At 71.3% G+C, this 14,563-nt stretch carries 11 protein-coding genes; 5 read left to right on the top strand and 6 right to left on the bottom strand.

Annotated elements, in window-relative coordinates:
• Positions 1-117 precede the first annotated feature (117 nt).
• Complete coding sequence (locus ACJ8AN_RS20200; RefSeq protein WP_407757038.1) at positions 118-3,858, top strand: serine/threonine-protein kinase PknK; 3,741 nt, start codon at positions 118-120, stop codon at positions 3,856-3,858.
• Here ACJ8AN_RS20200 and ACJ8AN_RS20195 read toward each other — a convergent pair.
• Together ACJ8AN_RS20195 and ACJ8AN_RS20190 are read right to left on the bottom strand one after the other, a co-directional pair.
• Positions 3,829-4,578 (bottom strand): 16S rRNA (uracil(1498)-N(3))-methyltransferase, encoded by a 750-nt coding sequence (locus ACJ8AN_RS20195; protein ID WP_407757037.1) that lies wholly within the window; start codon positions 4,576-4,578, stop codon positions 3,829-3,831. The genes ACJ8AN_RS20200 and ACJ8AN_RS20195 overlap by 30 nt on opposite strands.
• Positions 4,579-4,739: 161 nt before the next feature.
• The gene (locus tag ACJ8AN_RS20190) at positions 4,740-5,843 is read right to left on the bottom strand and encodes a hypothetical protein (protein WP_407757036.1); all 1,104 of its coding nucleotides are present in this window, start codon (positions 5,841-5,843) and stop codon (positions 4,740-4,742) included.
• 332 nt (positions 5,844-6,175) lie between these two features.
• On the opposite strand from ACJ8AN_RS20190, the gene ACJ8AN_RS20185 reads away from it, so the two are divergent.
• Positions 6,176-7,351: a tRNA-uridine aminocarboxypropyltransferase gene (locus ACJ8AN_RS20185; protein WP_407757035.1), complete on the top strand. Its 1,176-nt coding sequence runs from the start codon at positions 6,176-6,178 to the stop codon at positions 7,349-7,351.
• 69 nt (positions 7,352-7,420) lie between these two features.
• Here ACJ8AN_RS20185 and ACJ8AN_RS20180 read toward each other — a convergent pair whose 3' ends face one another.
• From ACJ8AN_RS20180 to ACJ8AN_RS20170, 3 genes are all read right to left on the bottom strand, one after another.
• Positions 7,421-8,485 (bottom strand): cytochrome-c peroxidase, encoded by a 1,065-nt coding sequence (locus tag ACJ8AN_RS20180; protein WP_407757034.1) that lies wholly within the window; start codon positions 8,483-8,485, stop codon positions 7,421-7,423.
• Positions 8,486-8,683: 198 nt separating this feature from the next.
• On the bottom strand, positions 8,684-9,028 hold the full coding sequence (locus ACJ8AN_RS20175; RefSeq protein ID WP_407757033.1) for a TRL-like family protein: 345 nt from the start codon (positions 9,026-9,028) through the stop codon (positions 8,684-8,686).
• Positions 9,029-9,112: 84 nt separating this feature from the next.
• On the bottom strand, positions 9,113-10,222 hold the full coding sequence (locus ACJ8AN_RS20170) for an acyltransferase family protein (protein WP_407757032.1): 1,110 nt from the start codon (positions 10,220-10,222) through the stop codon (positions 9,113-9,115).
• 72 nt (positions 10,223-10,294) lie between these two features.
• On the opposite strand from ACJ8AN_RS20170, the gene ACJ8AN_RS20165 reads away from it, so the two are divergent.
• The 3 genes from ACJ8AN_RS20165 to ACJ8AN_RS20155 are packed head-to-tail and all read left to right on the top strand — an operon-like array spanning position 10,295 to position 12,441.
• Positions 10,295-10,825 (top strand): YfiM family protein, encoded by a 531-nt coding sequence (locus ACJ8AN_RS20165; RefSeq protein ID WP_407757031.1) that lies wholly within the window; start codon positions 10,295-10,297, stop codon positions 10,823-10,825.
• Complete coding sequence (locus ACJ8AN_RS20160; RefSeq protein ID WP_407757030.1) at positions 10,826-11,992, top strand: cytochrome-c peroxidase; 1,167 nt, start codon at positions 10,826-10,828, stop codon at positions 11,990-11,992.
• 41 nt (positions 11,993-12,033) lie between these two features.
• The gene (locus tag ACJ8AN_RS20155; RefSeq protein WP_407757029.1) at positions 12,034-12,441 is read left to right on the top strand and encodes a hypothetical protein; all 408 of its coding nucleotides are present in this window, start codon (positions 12,034-12,036) and stop codon (positions 12,439-12,441) included.
• 45 nt (positions 12,442-12,486) lie between these two features.
• On the opposite strand, the gene ACJ8AN_RS20150 is transcribed toward ACJ8AN_RS20155, so the two are convergent.
• Complete coding sequence (locus ACJ8AN_RS20150; protein WP_407757028.1) at positions 12,487-14,454, bottom strand: hypothetical protein; 1,968 nt, start codon at positions 14,452-14,454, stop codon at positions 12,487-12,489.
• Positions 14,455-14,563: the final 109 nt, after the last annotated feature.

Below are 14,563 nucleotides of genomic sequence, written 5' to 3'. Positions count from 1 at the left end.
CGCCACGTCCTGTGCGCAGTGTCCTACCGTCGTCCAGGCCGGGCCCCGCGCCGTGAATCGTGCTATCCCTTGTTCATCCGCCTTCCCTTCCATCCTGGGAATCGCGGCCCTGTGGCAATGAGCGACGAAGAGCAGACAGCGGTTCTCGACGAGCGAGGCCGGGGCCGGCCCGCCGGCGCCTCCATGGGCTCGTGGGAAGACCTCGGCCGCACCCCCATCACCCTCCCGGGCATCCCCATCGGCGCGCGGCGCTCGCTCGAGCCAGGCATGTGGGTGACGGGCCGCTACCACATCCAGGAGCTGCTGGGTGAGGGCGGCATGGGCCGCATCTGGCTCGCCGAGGACGTGCAGGAGCATCGCCGCGTCGCGCTGAAGGAGATGCAGGTGCCCGCGGGGCTGCCGCCCGGCAAGGTCGAGGAGCTCGTGCTGATGTTCCGCCACGAGTTCTTCGCGATGAAGCGGCTCCAGCACCCGGGCACCCTCAAGGTCTTCGACTGCGGAATGACGGAGTCGGGCAACCGCTTCATCACCATGGAGGTGGTGGGGGGGCAGGATTTGAGCCGGCTCGCGCGCGAGCAGGTGCTCGACACCCGGACGCTCTACCGCATCCTCATCCAGATGGCGCAGGTGCTCGGCTTCATCCACTCGCGCCTGCACGTGCACTGCGACATCAAGGCCAGCAACGTGCGCATCACCGAGACGGGTGCGGTGAAGCTGATGGACTTCGGGGTGATGCACCAGCTGGGCACGCCCAACTCCGGCCGGCTCAAGGGCACCCTGGAGTACCTCGCCCCCGAGTGGCAGCGCGGCGCGAGCATCGACGGGCGCGCGGACCTCTACTCGCTGGGGGTGATGGCCTTCTTCCTCGCCACGCGCCAGCTGCCCTTCAAGGGCGCCAACGCGGCGGCCCTGCTCGCGGCCCACCTCTCCGAGCCCGTGCCGCGCCCCTCCAGCCTCGCCCCGGTGGATCCGATCCTCGAGGATCTCATCCTCGTGCTGCTGGCCAAGGATCCGCGCGAGCGCTTCCAGGACGCCTCCGAGCTGCTGGAGGCGCTGTGTCATGCCAGCGGCGAGCCCCTGCCGGAGGAGCCCCTGGCGGCGCGCGCCAGCTACCTGCACGTCCCGGAGGTGGTGGGGCGCGAGGAGGAGCTGGAGACGCTCCTGGGGGCGATTCAGGAGGCCGGCCGGGGCCAGTCGCGCGCGGTGCTGCTGGGGGCTCCCGCGGGCGTGGGCAAGTCGCGCCTGCTGCGCGAGCTCGAGCTGCGGGCCCAGCTCGCTGGCATTCCCTTCGGGCTGGGCTGGTGCCGCGCCGAGGGTCTGGCACCCCTGGCCCCCATCACCCAGGCGCTGCGGGCGCTGGTGCCGCACACGCCGCCGGAGCTGCTCGCGCGGCTGGGGCCGCTGCTGGGCAAGCTGATGCCGGCGCTCGCTTCCGGGCCGGCGCCCCTCTTCCCGGACGCGGGCTCGGAGAAGATGGCCGTCTTCGGCGCCCTCACCGAGTGGCTCCAGACGCTGGGGCGCCAGTTCACCTTCGTGCTCTGTGTCGAGGACCTGCACTGGGCGGACTCCGCGTCCCTGGAGGTGCTCAACGTCATCATCCGCGCGCTGCACGGCACGTACGCCCTGGTGGTGGGCGCCTTCCGCTCCAATGAGCTGAACCGGCTGAGCCTCGCCTTCGCGACGGTGGACGAGGGGCTCACCTCGCGCCTGGAGCTCGCGCCCCTGATGGCCCGGCACCTGGACGCGCTGGTGCATCTGGCGCTGCCCGGCCTGGAGGTGCCCGCGGGCTTCGTGGCCCGGTTGCACGCCACCACGGGCGGCAACGCCTTCTTCGCCACCGAGTGCCTGCGCCTGCTGGTGGAGGAGGGGGCCTTGCGGCGCGTGGGCGGCCGCTGGAGCGTGGAGGTCGACCTGGAGTCGTATCCGCTGCCGGCGAGCATCCGCGAGGCGGTGCTGGCCCGGCTGGCCACGCTGCCCGAGGAGCGGGTGGCGCTGTTGCGGCGGCTGGCTCCGGCGGGACGCAGCCTGGAGCTGCCGCTGGTGCGCGCCCTGGCGGAGCTTCCCGAGGCGGAGCTGTTCCAGGCGCTCGATGAATTCGTGGAGCGGCAGTTCCTCGTGCTCGTCGAGGGTTGCTGCATCTTCACCCACGACACCGTGCACGAGTCGCTCCACGAGAGCACCCCGGAGACGGAGCGGCGGGCCCATCACGGCCGCATCGCGGAGATCCTCCAGCGGCTCGGGGGCAACCGGCCGGGCGTGGCTCGGGCGGTGGGCTACCACTTCTCCCGCTCGGACGAGCCGCAGCGTGCTGTGGTTCCGCTGCTGCGCGCCGGACAGGCCTCCATCGAGGCCAAGGCCCTGCTGGATGCCACGCTGGTGCTGAAGGAGGCCGCCGCGCTGCTGGAGGCCGGGCCCCGCACGCCCGAGCGCGTGGAGCAGCTCATCCGCACCTGGGTGACGCTCATCGAGATCGGCTACGTGAGCGATCCGCCTACCTCGCTGCTCTACGCGGAGAAGCTCTTCGCGCACTGGGCGGCCACGGTGGACGTCGGCGAGGGCCGCGCGGAGGCGTTGGCGCGGCTGGCGGCGGCGTGCGCGGCTCCCGAGGCAGAGCGGCCCGAGCAGCTGCGGCGGGTCATCCGGGAGATTCCGATCGACGCGCGGATGGCTCCCGCGGACGTCTTCTGGAAGCAGGCAGAGCTGCAGATATTGCAGAGCATCGCGCTGGCCATCATGGGGCGCACGGCGGAGTTCCACACCCTGCTGGAGCGCGTGCAGGCCGAGCATCCGCTCGAGTCTCCCTACCGGGCGGGTGCGCTCATCGCTCGGGGAGGGCTCAGCGCGCACACGGGCCGCTTCGCGGGGTTGCTGGAGGCGCAGCGCGCGGAGGTGGAGCGGCTGCGCGCCTTCCGCGACGCGGTGGAGCATCCGCCCCGGCGCCTGGCATGGGCGCTCGGCATGGGCTGCTACTTCCTGAACATGAACCTGGCCCTGCGCGGCGAGCCGCTCGACGCCGTGGCCATCCGGGACGGGTTCGACGTGGCGGATACGTACGGCTTCACCGACATCCGCATCTACCAGCTGCAATCGCAGATCGTCCGCGCCTCGTTCATCGGCGATGCGTCCGCCTTCGTCCCGCCCTTCACCGAGAAGCAGGAGCTCATCCGGCGCCTGGGCCACCCGCGCCTGCCCGAGCGCAACCTCGCCATCTACACGCCGCCCTATTATCTGGAGCGCGGCGAGCACGAGCTGGTGGCCGCGGTGGTGGCCCGCGGCGAGCAGCTCTCCCAGGTGTTGCCCGGGGACCGCTGGCTGAAGCTGTACGTGCGGGTGTACTCGGCCTGCCGGGATGTGCTCTTCGAGGACGCGGCCGCCGCGCGCGAGTCGCTGCCGAGCGCGTTGGAGGCCGCGCGCGCGGGAGACTTCCGGATGGAGACGCTGGTGCGTGTCTACCAGTCGCGCTTCGAGCTGGCGCAGGGCCGTCCGGAGGCCGCACGCGAGGCCGCGGAGGCGGCACTGCGGCGAGCCGTGGATCCAGTGCTCGCCAACCCCTTCGACGAGATTCTTGCCCGCCGCGCGCTGGCGCCGCTGGTGCCGGTGGAGGAGGGGGAGGCACACCTGGCGCGGGCGCTCTCGCTGGCCGAGGTCACGGGCAACGTGTTGCAGGTGGGGTGGGTGAACCTGGCGCTCGCGGAGCGGTGGCTGGAGCGCGCGCCTGGCCAGGCGGCCGAGGCGCTCGAGACGGCGGAGCGGGCCTTCACCGCCGCGAAGGCCGGCGCGCTGCTGCCCCGGGTGGCGGCCCTCCGTTCGGTGCTGCGGCCCGAGGTACTACGCCGGGCGAGCGGTGTCCTCGCGTAGCAGGGCGAGCTGGCCGAGGAGGACGGGGACGGCCGTCTCCACCCGGAGGATGCGGGGCCCGAGCGAGAAGGGGCGGAAGCCGTGGGCTTCCAGCAACTCGGTCTCGAAGGGAACCCAGCCACCGTCAGGCCCGACGGCGAGCACCACCCGGGGTGCGGTGCTCACGCCCGCCCGGGTGAGCGGCTGTTGCGCGGGCGGGTGGGGGAGGAGCCGGAGGGCGTCGGTGCCGAAGACGGTGTCCAGCTCGTCCTCGACGAAGGGGCGGAAGCGCTCACGCACGAGCACCTCGGGGAGCCGCGTGTCGCGTGCCTGCTCGAGCCCCTGGAGGAGGAGCTCCTCGACGAACTCGGGGGCGAGCACCTTGGAGTCGAAGTAGCTCTTCTCCACGCGGGCGGCGTTGACGAGCACCACGCGGTCCACACCGAGCTGGGCCGCGGCGGGCAGCACGCGCTTGAGGGCCTTGGGGCGGGGGATGGCGAGCAGCAGGTCCACGCCCGCGCGAGGCGGAGGCGGGTCGGTGAGGGAGACGCGCAGGTGCAGCAGTCCAGGGGTGTTCTCCAGCACCTCTCCGGTGCCCACGAGTCCCCCGAGCCTGCCGACGCGGAGGGTTTCCCCGGGCTCGGCGCGGAGCACCTCGCGGGCGTGCTGGGCGCGGCGGCCGGTCATCCGCACGGTGCCGTCGGGGAGGAAGTCGGAGTCCTGGAGGAGGAGGAGGTTCACGGGCGCTCTTATGCGTGTTCCTGCTAGAGGCCGATCGGCCACTGTACCGTCGCCAATTCCTGAGCCACCTGACCTGCAAAGGCTGGCTCTACCGAAGTGGAACTTCTGGTGACTCCTGGACGGACATGGTTCTAGTTCGAAGCGCGGGCGGTCTTGTCGGCTTATCGCGTGGGCGAGCCCACCTTGCCCGGAGTCTCCGAGGGCAGGGAGTCCATCAGCTTCTCCCGCTCCTTCTGGGAGGCCTCTAGCTTCTTCACGGCATCGTGGGCCTTGTCGAGGAGCTCGGCGGGAGAGGGGACCTGAGCTGTCTCCTGGGCTCCCGGGGGACCCGCCGAGGCCTTGCTGGCCACGGGCGCGGTGCCGGCCTCTGGCGCGGAAGGCGCGGGCTCCGCGCCACCGAGCGGGCCGCTCACGGTGAGCAGGCCCACCTGGGCGTCCACGGACGCGGCGCGGGAGCGGTACCGCTCGGGGACCTCACGGGCCGAGCCCACGATGTGGACCGTCCCCTTCGCGTCCTCGTAGCGGTACATGCCCGCCGATTCGGCGAAGACGTGCTGCTCCTCGGGAGGAGTGGGGAAGCCCTCGCCCTCGAAGCCCAGGCGGAACGCGTGTCCGTCCACGGTCTCGAAGTCGACGGCCTTCCCGTCGGAGGTGTAGCGCGGTGCGGCGCCCTCCTTCACCCAGGCGAAGCGGAGGGAGGGTTCCCGGAGCTCGATGGGTTTGGTGACGAGGGCCTCGGCCTTCGCGCCCTTGAGGCGCACGCCGTGCTCGTAGAGCGTGGCCACCTCCACGTCCTTCCAGGGGCCCTTGTAGGAGGCCGGATGCGGATCGATCACGAGCACCCGCTTTCCGTCCGGAGAGACGAACCGGAGCTGCGCCGTCGTCGCGATGCACGTGGTCCACCGCCACATCACGCTCGGGTCATCTCCCGGCGGCGTCACCGTCGAGGTGCTCGTGCACCGGGAGCCCTTCGCATCGCGGAGGCCGGTCTGTTGGATCTCCGCCCTGCCATCGGCGGAGCGCGCGGACCACGTCAGCTCGGGAATCGCGTTCTCGGCGGTGGGCGGGGGCTCGGCGGTTTGGGGCTCACCGGAAGCCACGGGAGCCTCCGGCTGTGTGCCGGGCGCTTCCGGGCCGGTGGGCTGCGTACCGGGTGTCTCCTCGGGGCCAGGCGGAGGCTCGATCACGACAGCCGGCTCGGGCTGGGCCTGCTGCTGACAGCCACTCGCGAGCAGCACCACCACCGCCAGACTCCTCAATCGCATGCATCCCTCGCGGCTCTGGAACCCGAAGCGCCAGAGTACACGAGTCCCGGAGGAGCCAGGCGACCGGGAGGAGGCGGATGCCCTCGGGAAGCCCGGTGGAATCCAGCCTCGTCGAAGCATCACCGGGCGGCTACAACTCCACCGGGAGTGAGGCCAGCTCCCGGCTGAGGGGAACCCGCGGCGTCCAGGTGGGCGTGGTGTCCTTCGCGGGGCGCACGTTGGGTAGAGCGGGTGCGGTCTGAAGCCCACCAGCCGGGCATCCGGCCGCCCGGCTCGCGGCTTCATGCGGGCGGCCCTTGCCGGCCCCCCCGGGGGACCGTTAAAGCGGCGGGGTGCGTTCCCTCTGTCTCCGCTGCCTGCGTCCCCAAGCCACGTGCTACTGCGCGCGCGTGCCCCAGGTGGACTCGCGCACGCGGGTCGTCTTCCTCCAGCATCCCCGTGAGCGGCGGGTGGCCATCGGCACGGCCCGCATGGCGCACCTGTCGCTGCCCAACTCCGAGCTCTACGTGGGCGTGGACTTCTCCGGCCATGCGCGGCTCGAGCAGCTCGCGGCCCGTCCCGAGCGCGTCGCCGTGCTCTTCCCCGGCGAGGAGGCCATCTCCCTGGAGGAGGCGCGCGAGCACCCCCCCGAGACGCTCATCGTGGTGGACGGTACCTGGCCCCTGGCGCGCAAGCTGGTGAAGACGAACCCGCTGCTCGCGGGGCTGCCGCGCATCGGCTTCGTCCCGCGCCGCCCGAGCAACTACCGCATCCGCGCCGAGCCGGCCGAGCACTGCGTCTCCACCATCGAGGCGGTGGTGGAGGTGCTGGGGGCGCTCGAGGGCAACCCGGCGCACTTCGACACCATGCTGCGCGCCTTCGAGTTCATGGTGGACACGCAGCTCGACTGCCAGGAGAACCGGACGGATCCGCCGCGCCGGCGCATCTACAAGTCCGCGTGGCAGCCGCCGTTGGAGCTGCGCGCCATCGCCGGGAGCTTCGAGCACCTGGTGCTGCTCTACGCCGAGGCCAACGCGCACCCCTCGGAGCAGAACATCCCCTCGGAGCTGGTGCACCTGGTGGCGATGCGCCCGTCCACGGGCGAGCGCTTCGAGGCCATCCTCGCCCCGCGCCAGCCGATGGCGCGCAGCACGTCGCTGCACGTGGAGCTGCCGGAGGAGGTGCTGCTGGCGGGCGAGTCGTTGGAGTCGGGCCTGGCGCGCTTCCGGGCCTTCCTGCGCCCGGAGGACAAGTTCGCGGTGTGGACGACGTTCGCCCTGGATTTGCTGCGGCGGGATGGCTTCCCGGTGCCCGAGGCGGTGAACGTGCGGCTCGCGTGCGCGCGGGCGCTCAAACACAAGACGGGCGGGGTGGAGCAGGGAGCGGAGCAGCTCGGTGCGCGGGTGGCCGAGCCCTGGGCCGGGGGCCGCGCGGGCCGGCGCATCGTGGCGCTCGAGGCGGTGGTGCGGGCCCTGGAGGAGCGGGGCCGGGCCACGGAGCCCCCGCCCCGCGAACGTCTGGCGTCGTAGCCAGGGCCGCCGGGCGGAGGGCGTGGGCCCCCGCGTCACCCGTGGGCGCGCGGGGGCGGGTGCTTCACGTCACGACGGATCCGGCTTGGGCGTCTTGGGGCCGCTGGCGGGCAGCTTCGGCTTCGCGATGTAGCTCTTGGGCAGCTCACCGGTGAGCGAGTCGAGGAAGGTGACGATGGACTTCGCGTCCTCGTCGGAGATCTGCCGGCCGAACTGGTGCTGGGCCATGAGCTTCACGGCCGTGGGCAGCTCCTTCACCGAGCCGTCGTGGAACCACGGGCCCGTCTTGGTGACGTTGCGCAGGGTGGGGACGCGGAAGATCATCCGGTCCGCCTCGTTCTTCGTCACGTCGAAGCGGCCCTGGTCCTTGGACGGGAAGGGCACCACCAGGCCGAGCTTCTGCAGCGAGCCGCCGATGGCCGGGCCGTTGTGGCACGTCTGGCAGCCCTGGCCGAGGAACTTCTCCAGGCCGGCCTTCTCCGCCTCGCTCAGCGCGTTCTCGTCACCGGCGAGGTACTTGTCGAAGCGCGAGGGCGTGACGAGCTGGCGCTCGAACGCGCCGATGGCCTTGGCCAGGTTGTCGTACGTCACCGGGTCCGCCTCGCCCGGGAAGGCCTTCTGGAAGGCCGTGACGTAGCCGGGGATGGACTTCACCGTCTCGACGACGCGCTCGGCGCTGGGCATCGCCATCTCGACGGGGTTGAGGATGGGGCCCTTGGCCTGCTCCTCGAGGTTGGCGGCGCGGCCGTCCCAGAACTGCAGGATGTGGCCACCGGCGTTGTACACGGTGGGCGAGTTGCGGCCGCCCAGCTGCTTCTTGTGGCCCGTGGAGAAGGGCTTGCCGTCCACGCCGAACTTGTTCAGGTCGTGGCAGGAATTGCAGGACACGTCCTGGTTCTTCGACAGGCGGGTGTCGAAGTACAGCATGCGCCCCAGCTCCACCTTCTCGGAGGTGATGGGGTTCTTCGCGTCCTCGAAGCGGGTGGGCAGCACCTTGAACGCGTTGAGCAGCGCGCGGTCGATGACGGCCTTCTGCACGGCGGCCGGAGCGGGCTTCGCCGTCTGGGCGAGGGCCATGGCGCCCACGGTGGTGGCCACCAGGACGAGGGGACGAACGAGGGTCTTCAGTTTCATGAGTCTGCTCTTTGCTTCGCGGCCGGGAACCTTGACGGCTCCAGTGGGGGGTGGGTGGCCGGAAGCAGGGGTGAAATTAGCAGTCTCGGAAGCGGGGCGGGAGACACGCTGGGGCATTGTGCCCCGGGCTCGCCAGCCCTCGACGGCGGAGCGCCGCGTCCCTCGGCCACGGAGGCGGGGACGCGGCACGCAGAGTGATTAGTCGCCGTACACCACGACGCAGTACTTCGCGTACAGCCCGAGGATGTTCTCGAACTTGTTGTCGATGTGGGTGATGCGGGTGATGTTGGCCTTGCGCGCGATCTCGTTGGCGCTGGCGTCACCCGTGGTGATGATGCCGAGGATGGACGTCACGCAGCTCTCGCCGTTCTTGCTGCCAAGCTTGGTCTGCTCGTTGATGAACTCGCTGCTGGCGGTGGACGCATAGAGCGTCGCGGTGCCGATGACGGGGCGACCCAGGAACGCCACGCCCGCGCAGCCCGACAGGCCGGTGGCGCCAAACGAGAGGACAGCAACGACGGACAATTTGCTCAGCAGGTGCATGTTTCCTCGCTTCGACTCACTGCGTTGGAGACGACGGGGCGCATCTAGCCCACGCGCCGAGTAGAAGTAAATACTCTGTCAGCGTCAGGTGCGCTGGCCGGAGCGCAGCGCGGCGCCGTTGATGGGCACCGGGCGCGCGCGCCACGTGGTGGCGTTGGAGGGGCGCTCCCCCCGTACCAGCTTTCCCACACGGGCAATCGCGTAGCACACCGCGAGCAGCGCGAGGCCCACGCCCAGGGTGGGCAGCAGGCCCAGCGTGGGGCCCACGCGCCCGGCGAGCCCCGCCGTCCCGGCCCAGCCGTACACCACCGGCAGGTGCAGCACGTAGATCCAGAGCGAGCTGCGGCCCAGGGGCGCCAGCAGGCGGGAGAGCACCTGGGGCACGAGGTTGACGGCGCCGAGCACCAGCAGGCCCTGTCCCACGCGCCAGGCCACCAGCCACGCGCTGGTGGGGCTCCAGTCCGAGGGCAGCCGCCAGGTGAGCAGCATCAGCGCGGCGCCGAACGCCACGAGGGCCAGTCCCTGGGGCCAGCCGGCCCGAAGCGCCCGCAGCAGGTGGGCCACGAGCGCCCCTGCGAAGAAGAAGCCCGCCCACGGGAAGAGGGGGAAGCGCGAGCCCGGCATGCCCACCACCTGCCTCAGCTCCACGGGCGCGCCGTGGGTGGCGCTCCACATCCAGGTGCTCGCCAGGGGGATGCCCACGGCCAGCACGGCGAGCACCACGGCCCGCGTCCAGGTGCCGCGCGCGAGCACCAGCACCGCCGCGCCCACCAGCAGGCTCACGCCAATGCATTGCAGCGCATCGAAGGCGAAGACGAGCGAGCGCAGCTCCTCGCCCCAGCCGAGCGCATGGGCGGTGTCCCAGCCCGGCCAGTGCACCAGGTAGCCGAGGAAGAGCAGCAGCAGGGCGCGCCGGACCCGGCGGCCGAAGGACTGGCCCGCGCTCTCCGGCGCGTTGCCGAGCGCCGCCACCACCGCGAAGCCAGCCACCAGCAGGAAGAGGGGCGCGGTGATGCCGCGCATTTCCCAGTAGCGCTGCACCCACGGGTGGCCGCGCAGCTCCGGGGAGAGCAGCGCGTCCAGAGTGTGCCCCAGCACCATCGCCACCACGGCCAATCCTCGTGCGCCGTCCAGTCCGGGGTGGCGGGAGGAGGGCTTGCGGAGATCGAAGAGCGAGGTGCCGGGACGTGTCACGGATTCCAAGCATACGTGCAAGCGGGCCGCGAGTCTCGAAAACGGACGCCAGGGGTGGTGTCATGGTGCGTCATGACCGAGCGTGAAACCCTCCTGGCCCTGCTGTGTCTGTCGTTGCTCGCGCCGCTGTCCGCCCGGGGAGAGGTGACCGAGATTCCCTCCCGGGACGACTGGTTCGGCCCGGACAAGGCGCTGCACTTCAGCGTCAGCGCGGGGCTGGCCGGCGTGGGGTATGCCGGCGGGGCGCTGCTCTTCGAGGCCCCCGAGGCGCGGTGGCTCACCGGGGCGGGCGTGGCACTCGGGGCGGGGGTGGCCAAGGAGCTCTACGACGCCGGGCGCGGGAGCTTCTTCTCCGCGAAGGACCTGACCTGGGACGTGCTGGGGACGGCCACGGGGCTCGGCCTGTCGTGGGCCGTCGACCGGCTCTTCTTCTCTCGGGGGGACGTGGCCTGGACGCCTGCCTCCCGGGGAGGCGGAGCAGGGCTGCCTGGAGGGCCGCGGCCCACCCTGGCCCTCCGCCTGAACGCGTCGGGTCATCCCCAAGGTACGCCGGGTAGTGGTAGGAACGTCCCCTTCGTGTTGCTCCTCTCGGGAGGTTGGTAGATGTCGCGGAATCGGTTCTGGCTCGGCGTGGGGCTGGTGTCCCTGGGCGCCTTCTCTTCCTCCTGCAAAAAGGAGTCTCCTCCGCCCGTGCCCCAGCCCGCGGCCGTGGCTGCTGCACCGGCGTCCGCCGCGCCCGCCGAGGCCGCTCCCGCCGAGGCCGTTCCCGCCGCGGAGCCCGCGAAGCCGAAGATGAGCTACGAGAAGCTCGTCTCCTTCTTCCGCCTGCCTGCCGCCGCCGCCGCCGCCGCCGCGAAGGCCGCCGTGAAGCCGGAGGACACCGAGGCGCGCGTCAAGCTGGGCCACATGCTCTTCTTCGAGAACCGCCTCTCGAAGAACCACGACATCTCCTGCAACAGCTGCCATGACCTGGCGACCTTCGGCGTGGATGGCAAGGCCACCTCCGAGGGACACAAGGGTCAGAAGGGCACCCGCAACGCGCCCACCGTCTTCCACGCCGCGGGCCACATCGCCCAGTTCTGGGACGGCCGCGCCGCCACGCTCGAGGAGCAGGCCTCGGGGCCGATGATGAACCCGCTGGAGATGGCCATGCCGGGCGAGAAGCGCGTGCTGGCCACGCTCAACTCCATTCCGGAGTACGTGAAGGCCTTCAAGGCGGCCTACCCCGGCGACAAGAAGCCGGTGAGCGTGACCAACGCCGCGCGCTCCATCGCCGCCTTCGAGCGCAAGCTGATGACGACCTCGCGCTTCGACAAGTTCCTCGCGGGGGACGAGTCGGCCCTCACCGAGCAGGAGCGGCGCGGGCTGGAGCTCTTCGCGGGCGCGGGCTGCACCACGTGCCACAACGGGCCGGCGGTGGGCGGCACCTCGTTCCAGAAGCTGGGCCTCATCGAGGAGTACCCCACCGAGGACAAGGGCCGTTTCGCGGTGACGAAGAACGAGGAGGACCTGCACAAGTTCCGCGTCCCCACGCTGCGCAACGTGGAGAAGACGGGCCCCTGGTTCCACGACGGCTCGGTGAAGGAGCTGCCCCAGGCGGTGCGCCTGATGGCGAAGCACCAGCTGGGCATGAGCTTCTCGGACGCCGAGGTGGGTGACCTCGTGGCCTTCCTCAAGAGCCTCACGGGTGAGCTGCCCGGGCCCGAGGTGACCGCGCCTCCCGCGCTCCCGCCGAGCTCGCGCACCACGCCGAAGCCGGATCCGACGTAAAGGCTCGCCTCCCAGTCCGGGGGGCGCTAGGAAGCGCGAGCATGAGAATGCTCTTCCACGCCCACTCCGGGCTGCGCTACCTGGTGCTCCTCATGGGGCTGATCTCCCTCGTCTTCTTCGCCTACGGGCTCGCCACGAAGCGGCCCGTGGACAAGCGGGTGCGAATCATCGGCTCGAGCTTCGTGGGCATGCTCGACCTCCAGGTCCTCCTGGGCATCTGTCTGGCCTTCACGTGGCCGGTGGTGGATGGGCGCATCTGGACCCATATGGTGACGATGCTGCTGGCGGCGGGTCTCGCCCACGCGCTGCTGGTGGTGAACCGCAAGCGCCCCAACCCCGGCTATGCGTTGCCGCTCGCCGCGGTGGTGGGGGCGCTGGTGCTCGTCGCCATCGGCGTCGTCGTGGTGCTCAACCGGAACCTCTTCGCCACCACCCACCTCCCCGGGTGAGTCAGCGCTGGGCGGACCTCGGCCCGGCCGGGCGTTCCGCTCCGCTCAGTGGGTCGGGCAGCTCGCGTCGGTGGTGACCTCGAAGTCGTCGAGGAAGGCGCGCATCTCCACGGTGGGGCTGCCACAGCCTCCGTTCGAGGAGGCCACGACCTGCAGGGTGATGTTGTTCAGGCCGCCGCTCCGCTCGGGCGGGAGGCAGATCGTGTGCTGCTCCCAGCCGGTAGTGCTCGGGATGAGGCTGACGTTCATCGGGGTGCCCGACATCCGTGCGTACGTGAGCGTGTTCGCGTTCAGCCAGACCTTGAGGGCTGGGCCCCCGGTCGCGTCCGCGAGCGGCACGTTCACCGGCGCCCTCACGGAGGCGTACCCGCAGAACTCGGCGGTGCTGAGCTTGAGCGCCTGCGCGCCCCCGTGGACCTCGGCCGGGTTCCGGGTGAAGGTGGCGGTCGAGACGTCATACGCCGAGAGCTCCCAGGGAATGATGGCCGCGGACGGCTCGATTTCCGCGCCCGGGTCGCTCATCGCCTTCTCCCCCGCGCACGCCGGGTCCGTCACCACCTCCACGTTGTCGAGGTAGAAGTCGTAGGGAGACGAGGTGTAGCAGCTCGGGCCGGCGTTCGCCGCGTAGACGTACAGTTCCTGCACGGTGCCCGCGACCGCGTCGGAGAGGCAGAGTGTGGTCGAACGCGGCGTGCCGTCGCCCTGCACGACTCCCACCGTCCGGCCATCGAGCTGCACGAACGCCGTCTTCCCGGCGGTGAGCTGGCTGTCGAAGCGGAGTGCGGCACCCTCGGCGAGGGGAATCGAGAGCAGGGTCTTGGCGGAGCCGTCCGAGCAGGTCCATTCACTGTGGACGTGGAACGCGGCGGTGCCGTCGAACGGACCGGTCTGTAGCCCACCGGTCGCGCTCCCGGTGAGGCCGAGCGTCCAGCCGGTGTCCCCGTCCGTGAACGCTCCGTTGACCAGGGTCCCCAGCGGCGGGCAGGCCGGATCGGGAGACACGTCGACACGATCGATGCTGGCGGTGACGATGGACGAGGCGCAGAAGCTCCGGGTCGAGGGGCTCAGCTCGAGAGCGCGCGTGCCTCCGAGGGCCGCCTCGCCGAGGCAGATCCTCGTGGTGGAGTTCCCCTTGGTCAGGTCCTGGATGTAGTGGCGCTTGCCGCCAAACCCGACCGCCAGACTCGGGTACGGCCAGGGGCAGGTGGCGGCATTGCATGTCGCGTTCGCGGTGACGGAGAGCGCGAGCCGGTCAGCGGCGGAGGCCGGGGGCATGGTGACCCGCTGGGTGACCGCACCGAGGTCCGTGCAGATCGCGTCGTGTCCGAAGAAGGCCAGGGTCGAGGAGGGGAGGACCTGCGCACCGCCCGAGGCCGCCCACGCATCGGCCGGAGTGCGATCGAAGCTCGGGTCTCGAATCACGCCCACCCACGCGCAGCCGGAGCCGGAGTCGGCATGGCCGGCCGCGCACGCGCATGTCGCGGTGCCGGTCTCATCGCCGCAGGCCTGGTGTGCCCCGGGGCAGGCGGGCGTGCTCGCGCAGCTCGCGGTGCAGACGCCGTCGTGGTCGTTGTCCTGCAGGCCCGCGGCGCACGCGCCACAGGTGGCCCCCGCGTAGCCGCCGCTGCAGGAGCACACCGGCTGGCCCGAGGTGTCCGAGCAGGTGCCCCGGCCGTTGCACGTCGAGGTCTCGCACACTGGCGCGCACGCGCCGTCATGGTCGTTGTCCTGAAAGCCGGCCGCGCAGCTTCCGCAGCCGGGGCCCGTGTACCCGGTCGCGCAGCTGCAGCTCGCCGCGCCCGTCGAGTCGGCACAGGTCCCGTGTCCGTGGCAGCTGCTGTCCGTGCAGGCCGGAGCGCAGACGCCGTCGCCGTCGTGATCCTGGAGCCCCGCCGCGCACGCATCGCAGGAGGCATCGGCCGCCGAGGCACAGCCGGAGTCTTCGTGCTGGGTCCTACAAGCGACGGGAATGGAGGCGAGGAGCAGGGCGAAGACGAGATGGACGCGAGACACTCAGGCTCCTGCGCGCGGATGTGAGCCGGCGAGTCTAGGGAGCGCGGAGCTTTCGAGTAAAGGAGCCGCCCCGGAGGCGATGGAGCGGTCTGGGGGCATCCAGCTGCCG

This window comes from Archangium sp., assembly GCF_045802675.1.
Taxonomy (GTDB): domain Bacteria; phylum Myxococcota; class Myxococcia; order Myxococcales; family Myxococcaceae; genus Archangium.
The sequence above is the reverse complement of the archived record's forward strand: the minus strand, read 5'-3'. Positions and strand labels throughout refer to the sequence as shown.